Here is a 9,936-nt window from a genome sequence, read left to right as displayed (position 1 = left end):
TATTTATCTGGTCATCCTCACGGCTTCTCAAAGCTGCCGCGCGATCACCATCCGCTGCACTTCGCTCGTGCCTTCGTAAATCTGCGTGATGCGCGCGTCGCGGTAGTGACGCTCCACCGGGTAATCGTTCAGGAAGCCATAGCCGCCATGAATCTGGATGGCGCGCGAGCACACTTCCTCGGCCATTTCCGAAGCATAGAGCTTCGCCTGCGACGCCTCGGAAAGACACGGCTTGCCGAGCGAGCGCAGCCGCGCGGCGTGATGCACGAGATGGCGCGCCGCATTGATGCGCGTGTGCATGTCGGCCAGCATGTTCGCCACGCTCTGATGCTTGATGATGGGCTCGCCGAACTGCACGCGTTCGTGCGCGTAGGCGCGCGCCGCTTCGAATGCCGCGCGCGCGATGCCGAGCGCCTGCGCCGCGATGCCGATGCGCCCGCCTTCCAGGTTCGCGAGCGCGATCTTCAGTCCCTCGCCGCGCTGGCCGAGCAGGTTCGCTTCGGGAATCGCGCAATCGACGAGCGAGATCGGGCAGGTGTCCGAAGCGCGAATGCCCATCTTCTTCTCGTGCGGGCCGACGTTGAACCCCGGCGTGTCGGTCGGCACGATAAAGGCCGAGATGCCGCGCTTGCCCGCGTCGGGATCGGTCACCGCGAACACGATGGCCACGCTCGCGCGCGCGCCGTTGGTCACGAACTGCTTGCTGCCGTTGAGCACCCACTTGCCGTCGCGCAGTTCGGCGCGCGTGCGCAGGTTGTTCGCCTCGGAGCCCGCCTGCGGCTCGGTCAGGCAAAACGCGCCGATCATCTCGCCGCTTGCGAGCTTGCCGAGCCAGCGGTCCTTTTGCGCGTCGGTGCCGAATTGCAGGATCGGTCCGCAGCCCACCGAGTTGTGCACGCTCACGAGCGTGGCGCACGAAGCGCAGCCCGCCGCGATCTCCTCCATGGCGAGCGCGTAGGCCACGTAGTCGGTGTACGAGCCGCCCTGCTCCGGCGGCACGATCATGCCGAGAAAGCCCAGCTCGCCCAGTTGCTTGACGACCTCGTCAGGCAGCTTGCCGTCGCGGTCCCATTGCGCCGCGTTCGGCGCAAGCTGCTCGCTCGCGAAGTCGCGCGCGGCGTCGCGAATCATGCGCTGGTCGTCGGTGTAGAACTCGTCCATATGTGTCCCCTTCCTGTGTCTCTTGCGCTTGCCATCCACTGTGGCGCGGTGCGGCCCCGGCTGCAAGGCTTGCGAAAAGTTTAGGCATGGCGGCAGCCGCATTCGATGCCCGCCACGCTCAATCTCACTGATCGGATTTACCATACTGGCTTCGACAACCCCACGGGAAGCGGATCTGTGCAGGCTGAGAAAACCGAAACACTGAGCGAAAAAGGCACGATCTCGATGAGCCTCGTCAACGAGACGCTGGCGCTCGCGCGCGCGGGCGGCCTCGACGCCGCGTCGCTCGCCGAGGCCGCCGGCATCGCGCCGGCCACGCTGCTCGCGCCGCGCGCCCGCGTGAGCGCGGCGCAATACGGCCACCTGTGGTCGGGCATCGCGCGCGCGCTCGACGACGAGTTTTTCGGCCAGGACTCGCACGCGATGAAAAGCGGCAGCTTCATCGCCATGACGCACTCGGCGCTCGGCGCGCACACGGGCCGCCAGGCGTTGCAGCGCGCGGTCCATTTCATGCGCCTCGTGCTCGACGACCTGGCGGCCGAAATCGACGTCGACGCCACGCGCGTGCGCGTGACGCTCGTGCACCGCGCGGGCAAGCCCACGCCGACGATGTTCGCCTACGCCACCTGGTTCATCCTCGTCTACGGGCTCGTGTGCTGGCTCGTGGGGCGGCGCATTCCGCTATTCGCCGCGCGTTTTCGCTGCCCGCCGCCGAGCGCCGCACACGAGTACCAGTTGATGTTCTGCGACGACATGGCTTTCGACCAGCCGGCCACCTGGTTCGAGCTCGCGCCCGCGTTTCTCGACCTGCCCGTGATCCAGACCGCCGGCTCGGCGCGCACCTTTTTGCGCAACGCGCCGGGCAACTTCGTGGTGAAGTACCGCAATCCGGGCGCATTTGCGGCGCGCGTGCGCCGCACGCTGCGCGCGCTGCCCGCCACGGCGTGGCCCGACGCCGACGCCATCGCGCAACGCCTGAACGTGGCCCCCGCCACGCTGCGGCGGCGGCTGCGCCAGGAGGGCCATAGCTGCCAGTCGATCAAGGACGGGTTGCGGTGCGACCTGGCGATCGAAGCGCTGCGGGACCCGGCGCTTTCAGTCGCGGACGTCGCGGCGGCCGTCGGCTTCGCGGAGCCGAGCGCATTTCACCGGGCGTTTCGCAAATGGACCGGCCAGCGCCCGACCGACTATCGCGCGGCGCACCTGCGCGCTCGCACGCACTAAAGCAGGTTTCGATCCGCCTTTCAGTTATTGAGATAGCGCCTATAATTTTTAGGGATATCGCTTAGACGAAAGGCCTTGCCATGACCCCCCTTCCGCGTGTAGCGCTCGGCATGCTTGCCGGGGCATGCTGTTTCGCGTCGGCTGCGGCGCTGGCCCAACCGTACGATCCCTCGCAGCCTCTGACTCGAGCCCAGGTCCGTGCGGATCTGGTCGAATGGCGTCAGGCCGGCTATGACCCGCTCGACTGGATCGACTACCCCGAAAACGCCCAGCGCGCGGGCGCCATCGTGGCGCAGCGGCGTGCGCAGCACGCCGGAACGCTGGCTCCCGCCGGTCAAACGACCCAGTAATCCCGGTGATCGCTTGATCGCTGCACGGCTGTAACCCGCGACGCCGGGAATCGCAACGCCCGGCGCGTGTTTGCAGTTGTGCGCATTGTTTCCCGCCACGAGCGCGCCCAGTGCGCTCGTCTCCCGCTTGTCGCCGCAGCGCGCGCTGTTGTACCCGTTCCACGTTCATGACGGCATTTCTGCGCTGGTCGGACAATTGTTTACAATCGCGCCCGTAGCCACACGCTACGGCATGCGCGCACGCCGCGTCGCGGGCCTGCCAACGCCGGCTGCACACAAGAACCACACAAACAAGCAACGAACAACCCGCTCGACTCTCAAGGGCCCGATCTTCATGGACGCCATCTCACGCTATTTCGGTTTCGAAGAAGCAGGCACCAACCTGCGCACCGAACTGCTCGCCGGTTTCACCACTTTCCTCACGATGGCTTACATCATCTTCGTGAATCCGGCCATTCTCGGCGACGCCGGCATGCCGAAGGAAAGTGTGTTCGTCGCCACCTGCCTCGTCGCGGCGCTCGCCTCAATCATCATGGGCCTGTACGCGAACTACCCCATCGCGCTCGCGCCCGGCATGGGCCTGAACGCGTATTTCGCCTATACGGTCGTGAAGGGCATGGGCTTCACATGGCAGGCCGCGCTCGGCGCCGTGTTCATCTCCGGGTGCCTGTTCTTCATCGTCACGCTGCTGCGCGTGCGCGAAGCCATCGTCAACGGCATTCCGCATTCGATCCGGGTGTCGATCACAGCGGGTATCGGCCTCTTTCTCGCGATCATCTCGCTCAAGACGTCGGGCGTCGTGGTCGGCAGCCCGGCCACGCTCGTCGAGCTTGGCAATCTGCACGATCCGCATACGATCCTCGCGATCATCGGCTTCTTCGCGATCGTCACGCTCGACGTGCTCAAGGTGCGCGGCGCGATCCTGATCGGCATCGTGGGCGTCACGGTGCTGTCGTTCTTCTTCGGCGGCAACCAGTTCCACGGCATCTTCTCCCCGCCGCCTTCGATCGTGCCGACGTTCGCGCAACTCGACATCAAGGCGGCGCTCTCCACGGGCGTGCTCAACGTGGTGCTCGTGTTCTTCCTCGTGGAGCTGTTCGACGCAACCGGCACGCTGATGGGCGTGGCCAACCGCGCGGGGCTGCTCGTGCACGGCAAGATGCACCGCCTGAACCGCGCGCTGCTCGCCGACAGCACGGCGATTCTCGCGGGCTCGGTGCTCGGCACCTCGTCGACCACGGCGTATATCGAAAGCGCCTCGGGCGTGCAGGCGGGCGGCCGCACCGGCATGACCGCGCTCACCGTGGCCGTGCTGTTCCTCGCGTGCCTGTTCGTCGCGCCGCTCGCGGGCGTGGTGCCGGGCTACGCCACGGCGCCCGCGCTGCTCTACGTGTCATGCCTGATGCTGCGCGAACTCGCCGACCTGCCCTGGGACGACGCCACCGAAGTCGTGCCGGCCGCCCTCACGGCGCTCGCCATGCCGTTCACCTACTCGATCGCCAATGGCGTGGCGTTCGGCTTCATCTCGTACGCGGGCCTGAAGCTGCTCACGGGCCGCGTGCGCGACGTGAAGCTGATCGTGTGGATCATCGCGGCCGTGTTCCTGTTCCGGTATTTCTATCTCGGCAACGCGTGACGGATTGAGGCGGGTTGATCCGATGGAGCGCCAATCGAGCGCTCCGTCGGGCGACGTCGCCTCGCATACGGCGCCGGCTAATGCACGCTGAATAACGTCTGCGGGCGCTTCATGGTAATTGCGGTCATTGCGGCGTCCCGACTACGGCGACAAATCAAACTTCACGGCCGTCTATCTGCACCGCCGCGGGCGTCATCCTTATCATAAGGAAACACTCTCCAGTCGCCCCGCACCAAGGAGTCGCCCCGTGGCAACCTATCCCGCCGCATCAGAACGCTATACGAAGCCCGCGATCTTCTTTCACTGGGCCATTTTCGTGCTCATCGCGCTCGCCTATCTCGCCATCGAGGTGCGCGGCCCCAAGGGCAGCGACAGCCGCGTGTTCTGGAGCAACGTCCACTTCTGGGCCGGCACGCTCGTGCTCACGCTCGCGGTGCCGCGGCTCTTGTGGCGACTCTGGCGCGGCGCGCCCGCGGACATCGACTCGAACCCGCTGCTCTCGTTTCTCTCGCGCCTCGTCCATCTCGCGCTTTATCTGTTTATCTTTGTCCAGCCGCTGCTCGGCATTCTGATGATCAACACAGGCGGCCATCCGGTCACGCTCGCGGGGATCGATCTCCAGATCACGCTCGTCGGCCCGGACCCGGCCGCGCGCAAGTTCATCAAGGAGGCGCACGAGCTGACTGGCAACCTGTTCTACTGGGTAATCGGGCTGCATGCGCTCGCCGCGATCGGGCACCATCTCGTGCTGCGCGACAACACGCTGCGCCGCATGATCTGAGCGCGGCGCGGACACAAACGAAAACCGCGCCCAGGGGCGCGGCTCGCTGCACTGCCATTGAAGGGGAAAGCGCCCGCGCGTCGCGAGCGCTCGAACGCTTACGACACGCTGGCGTGCGCCTGCACGAAGCGCACGTAGCCGCTACGCAGCACGAGACATTGCGCCCGCGTTTCGGAGAGCAGGCGGCGCGCGCAGGCTTCGATGCGGTCGCGATGATGGTCGAACGCGTTCAGCACGTCTTCGGCGCGAGGCGAGGCGGCGCCGAAGTGATCTTCGAGTGCCGCCGCCGTGATCGTACATTCCACCCTCTCGCCATCGATCAACGCCGGAAACACCAACGTCAGTTCGCGGCCCGAGTACTCGGGCGCCTCATTCGGAAACATGATCTGCATGGGAGCCGCCTTAGGTTGAGGGTGAACAGGCCGCGCTGCACGGGTCCAGTCTGCCCCGACATGGTGCGGGGGGACGCTCCGGCAAGGCGTGCGCGGAACAACATCAACCGCTGCGTGCAACGCGTTTGCCGCAGTTGATTTGATTCACTTTAGACGACTTCCTGCGGCCCGCAAGTTCCACGTTGTCACACGCGTGAAATAGCGATAGGGGGTCTTTTTCGCGGGTGCAGCATGCGCGCTTGCGGTTGCGCGCGCAAACAGACGTCTCCCCGGCCCCGCGCCTGCGCGCCGCGCCGGATGACGCATCGCAACACACGCGCCGCGACGGCGCTTCAGGATTCGCGATGCCGGTGCTGTTCGAAGTCCTCGAGGTCTTTGGGGTGCAGGGTCAGCATCACCACGAACGCGACGATCCCGAGGGCCACGGTCGCCAGTCCGGAAAGCACGACGTTGTTCTCGTCGAAGATCAATCCATCGATGGCATAGGCCAGGCCAAAGAGCGCAACGAACGTGGCGAGCACCGCCAGCACGATCCTCAATTCGCCATGCACCATGACGTACTCCGTAACGGAGCGGGCGGCGCACGGGCCGGGTCCGCCAGCCGGACCCGGCCACCACCGCCGGGGGGCGCGACGCACGTGCGCCCTCATCTTCATCCTGGCACCCGCGCGGAGAAACTCAAGGCGCAGATGCGGCTTCGTGCGGGAAATCGTCAACCGCGCGTTCCTGCATCAAACCCGGCTTCAACCCGGCTTCAACCCGGATTGGCAGCCTCCGCGTATCCTGTACCATGAACCGCGCCGGAGGCGACGCACGCGTTGCCGCCGTGTTGCGCCGCAGCGAGGCTGCCCGGCAGGGCGGTAATAGGCCCGCAGTTCGCCCATAACGACTGGAGACACGAGTGACCCGACGCACCGTCACGCCGCACGACGCGGCCCGCGCGGACTCGATCGCGCAGGCTCACGCGCGCTCGCGCGCACTCGGGCTGCGCGCCACCGAGGCACCGGAATTCGATGCGCTCGCCGCCACGGATCTGCGCGATCTCATCGACTCGAATCGCGCGCTCTGTCATCAGGCGCGCCCCGTGATGGACGCGCTGCACGCGCAGATCGTCGACACGCAGAGCATGGTGCTGCTCACCGACCGCAATGGCGTGATCCTGCACAGCCTCGGCGACACCGACTTCGTCGAGAAAGCGCAGCGCGTGGCGCTGCGCCCGGGCGTCTCGTGGGCCGAGCAGCATCGCGGCACGAACGCGATCGGCACGGCGCTCGTGGACGCCCAGCCGACCACGGTGCACGCCGGCGAGCACTTTCTGCGCGCCAATCACATCCTCACCTGCTCGTGCGCGCCGATCGCCGATCCCTACGGCCGCACGCTCGGCGCGCTCGACGTGAGCGGCGAGTCGCGCGGCTTTCACAAGCACACGCTGGCACTCGTGCGCATGTCGGCGCAGATGATCGAGAACCATCTGTTCGGCACCGAATTCGCCGAGGCCATCCGGCTCCAGTTTCATGCGCGCGCGGAGTTCATCGGTACGTTGTACGAAGGATTGGCCGCCTTCGCGGCCGACGGCACGCTGCTCTGCGCGAACCGCAGCGCGTTGTTCCAGTTCGGCGCGCCGCTCGCGCAACTCCAGCAGCGCGAGTTCGCCGCGCTGTTCGGCCAGCCGTTTGCGGCGTTCATGCAGCAGCTCATGCGCGCGCCCGGCGAGGCGCTCACGCTCACGCTGCCAAGCGGCGTGCGGGTGATCGCGCGCGCCTCGCCCGGCGCGGCGGCGCTCGCGCGCACCACGCCTTCCGAAGCCTCCCGCGCGCCGGCCGCTCCGGCTGCGCCACGAGCGAGCGCCGCCGCCGATGCGCAAGCGCCGCTCACGCTCGCCGAACTCGACACCGGCGACGCGCGCCTCGCCAGCGCCCTGCAACGTGTGGCGCGCGTGCGCGGCCGCGACATTCCCGTGCTCGTGCTCGGCCGCACCGGCACCGGCAAGGAATGGCTCGCGCGGGCGCTGCATCACGATTCGCCGCGCCGTGACGGGCCGTTCGTCGCGCTCAATTGCGCGGCGCTGCCCGATACGCTGATCGAAGCCGAACTCTTCGGCTACGAGGATGGCGCGTTCACGGGCGCGAGGCGTCGCGGCAGCGCGGGCAAGATCGTGCAGGCGCATGGCGGCACGCTCTTTCTCGACGAGATCGGCGACATGCCGCTCGCGCAGCAGGTGCGCCTCATCCGCGTGCTCCAGGAGCGCGCCGTCGTGCCGCTCGGCGGCACGCGCGCGGTGCCGGTGGACCTGCGCATCGTCTGCGCGACGCACCGCGACCTGCGCGCGATGATCGCCGAAGGCACGTTCCGCGAGGACCTCTACTACCGCATCAACGGCCTCGTCGTCACGCTGCCCGCGCTGGCCGAACGCACCGATCTCGGCGCGCTCGTCGCTCGCATGCTCGAGATCGTGCGGCGCGAGGCGCCGGGCGCGCCCACGCGCCTCACGCCGGCCGTGGAGGCATGCTTGGCGCGTTGCCGCTGGCCCGGCAATCTGCGCCAGCTTGCGAGCGTGCTGCGCACGGCGGCGATCATGGCCGAGGGCGAGGACGCCATCGACATCGAGCATCTGCCCGAAGACCTCATGCACGACTGTGATCCCGCAGGCGAACCGGACGCCGCGCTCGCTGCGAGCCGACCGGCAAGCGCCCCGGCGGAGGGGCCTTGCGAGGATCGGGAACGCGAACCGGCGCGCCTCGCCGAATGGCAATCGCGCCTCATCGAAGACACGCTCGCGCGCCATAGCGGCAACGTTTCGGCGGCGGCGCGCGAGCTGGGTCTCGCGCGCAACACGGTCTACCGGCACCTGCGCCAGCGCCGCTGAGCGCGCCTGGCGGCGCGGGGCCAGGGTAAGCTTCGAGGATTGCCTCAAGCCCATGCGCGCCATGGCCTCCGCCCAGGAAATCAAACGCTTCCGGCGCAATCTCGCCGACGAACTCGACAGCGCCGCTGTCTACGACACGCTATCGGCCGTCGAAAAGGACGAAGAACGCCGCCGCATCTTCGCCGAACTCGCCGCCTCCGAGCGCGAGCACGCGCTCGTGTGGCGCGACAAGCTCGCGGCCAACGGCGTCGAGGCGCGGCCGCACCACCGCAGCGCGAAAACGCGCCTGCTGCAAACGCTCACGCGTACCTTCGGGCCTTCGCTCGTGCTGCCCACCGTCGCCGCCGCCGAATACGCCGACCGCGACCGCTACGCGCGCGAGCCCGGCGCGGAAACGCTCTCCGCGCAGGAGCAGCAGCATGCGGCCATCGTGCAGGCCATCGTCGCGAAGAAGCGCGAGGCCGACACGCGGCGCGGCGAGCAGATCGCCGCGGCCGAGTCGTGGCACAAGAGCGCGACCTCGGGCAACGACCTGCGAGCGGCCGTGCTCGGCGCGAACGACGGGCTCGTCTCGAACTTCTGCCTCATCATGGGCGTGGCGGGCGCGGGCAGCGCCAATCGCACGATCCTGCTCACCGGGCTGGCCGGCCTCGTGGCGGGCGCGTGTTCGATGGCGCTCGGCGAGTGGCTTTCGGTCACCAACGCGCGCGAACTCGCGCGCACGCAGCTCGCGAAAGAAGCCGACGAGCTCGAACACACGCCTGACGCCGAACGCCACGAACTCGCGCTCATCTACCAGGCCAAGGGCATCGACGCCGAGGAAGCGCGCCGCATCGCCGCGCAGATCATGCGCGACAAGAACGAGGCGCTCGACACGCTCGCGCGCGAGGAACTCGGCATCGACCCGAAGGAGCTGGGCGGCAATCCGTGGTCGGCCGCCGCGGTGTCGTTCTGCCTGTTCTCGCTCGGCGCGGCGTTTCCCACGGCGGCGTTCCTGTGGGCGACCGGCGTGTCGGCGATCGTGCAGTCGGTCGCCTTGAGCGCGTTCGGGCTCGCACTCGTCGGCGTGTTCACGTCGCTCTTCAACGGGCGCAGTGCGACGTTTTCGGCGCTCCGGCAAATCGTTATCGGTCTTGTCGCCGCCGCGTTCACGGCGGGCGCGGGGCGGCTGCTCGGAGTATCGATTTCATGAGCGAGCGCTTGGAGGAACACAGCGGGGAGCCGCGCGTGCCGCGCGTTCGGGTCGAGCCGCTCGGGCGCAGCTTCGAAGCGCCGCCCGAGCTGACCTTGCTCGAAGCGGCGGCCTTCGAAGGCATCCGTTTGCCGCGCATGTGCCGCAACGGCACCTGCCGCGCCTGCCTGTGCCGCGTGGTGAGCGGCGAAGTGAGCTTTACGATCGAATGGCCGGGATTGAGCCGCGAGGAAAAAGCCGAGGGCTATGTGCTGACCTGCGTGGCCGTCGCGCGCACGGATCTCCTGCTCGACGTGCCGAACGCGGAAGACATGTAAAACGGCCCGCGACTGTG

Annotated in this window: 10 protein-coding genes; 7 read left to right on the top strand and 3 right to left on the bottom strand. The window is 67.7% G+C overall.

Annotated features, from left to right (window positions below; translation table 11 throughout):
• Positions 1-27: 27 nt before the first annotated feature.
• Positions 28-1,161 (bottom strand): acyl-CoA dehydrogenase family protein, encoded by a 1,134-nt coding sequence (locus C7401_RS08950; protein ID WP_112171011.1) that lies wholly within the window; start codon positions 1,159-1,161, stop codon positions 28-30.
• Between the two features lie 105 nt (positions 1,162-1,266).
• Between C7401_RS08950 and C7401_RS08945 the strand changes: the two genes are divergently transcribed.
• The 4 genes from C7401_RS08945 to C7401_RS08930 all read left to right on the top strand — a co-directional run bounded on the left by C7401_RS08945 (position 1,267) and on the right by C7401_RS08930 (position 5,152).
• Positions 1,267-2,385: an AraC family transcriptional regulator gene (locus tag C7401_RS08945; protein ID WP_112171010.1), complete on the top strand. Its 1,119-nt coding sequence runs from the start codon at positions 1,267-1,269 to the stop codon at positions 2,383-2,385.
• 80 nt (positions 2,386-2,465) lie between these two features.
• Positions 2,466-2,735 carry a DUF4148 domain-containing protein gene (locus C7401_RS08940; protein ID WP_112171009.1) on the top strand — a complete coding sequence of 90 codons (270 nt, stop codon included), beginning with the start codon at positions 2,466-2,468 and terminating at the stop codon, positions 2,733-2,735.
• 334 nt (positions 2,736-3,069) lie between these two features.
• Positions 3,070-4,371, top strand: a complete 1,302-nt coding sequence (locus C7401_RS08935; protein ID WP_112171008.1) for an NCS2 family permease — start codon at positions 3,070-3,072, stop codon at positions 4,369-4,371.
• Between the two features lie 247 nt (positions 4,372-4,618).
• Positions 4,619-5,152 (top strand): cytochrome b, encoded by a 534-nt coding sequence (locus C7401_RS08930; protein ID WP_112171007.1) that lies wholly within the window; start codon positions 4,619-4,621, stop codon positions 5,150-5,152.
• Between the two features lie 98 nt (positions 5,153-5,250).
• Here C7401_RS08930 and C7401_RS08925 read toward each other — a convergent pair whose 3' ends face one another.
• Entirely contained in the window at positions 5,251-5,544 is a 294-nt protein-coding gene (locus C7401_RS08925; protein WP_112171006.1) for a DUF1488 family protein, read from the bottom strand.
• 332 nt (positions 5,545-5,876) lie between these two features.
• The gene (locus C7401_RS08920) at positions 5,877-6,098 is read right to left on the bottom strand and encodes a DUF2964 family protein (RefSeq protein ID WP_112171005.1); all 222 of its coding nucleotides are present in this window, start codon (positions 6,096-6,098) and stop codon (positions 5,877-5,879) included.
• 347 nt (positions 6,099-6,445) lie between these two features.
• Between C7401_RS08920 and C7401_RS08915 the strand changes: the two genes are divergently transcribed.
• The 3 genes from C7401_RS08915 (at position 6,446) to C7401_RS08905 (ending at position 9,919) form a co-directional block, all read left to right on the top strand.
• A complete protein-coding gene (locus tag C7401_RS08915) occupies positions 6,446-8,410 on the top strand; it encodes a sigma-54-dependent Fis family transcriptional regulator (protein WP_112171004.1) in 1,965 nt (654 codons plus the stop codon).
• 61 nt (positions 8,411-8,471) lie between these two features.
• Entirely contained in the window at positions 8,472-9,602 is a 1,131-nt protein-coding gene (locus tag C7401_RS08910; protein WP_112171125.1) for a VIT1/CCC1 transporter family protein, read from the top strand.
• Complete coding sequence (locus C7401_RS08905; RefSeq protein ID WP_112171003.1) at positions 9,599-9,919, top strand: 2Fe-2S iron-sulfur cluster-binding protein; 321 nt, start codon at positions 9,599-9,601, stop codon at positions 9,917-9,919. The genes C7401_RS08910 and C7401_RS08905 overlap by 4 nt, the downstream gene beginning before the upstream one ends.
• Positions 9,920-9,936 lie beyond the last annotated feature (17 nt).

Origin of the sequence: Paraburkholderia unamae, from assembly GCF_003268775.1 — a bacterium.
GTDB lineage: Bacteria > Pseudomonadota > Gammaproteobacteria > Burkholderiales > Burkholderiaceae > Paraburkholderia > Paraburkholderia unamae.
Note: the sequence above shows the minus strand (reverse complement) of the source record. Positions and strands in the feature narration are given on the sequence as shown.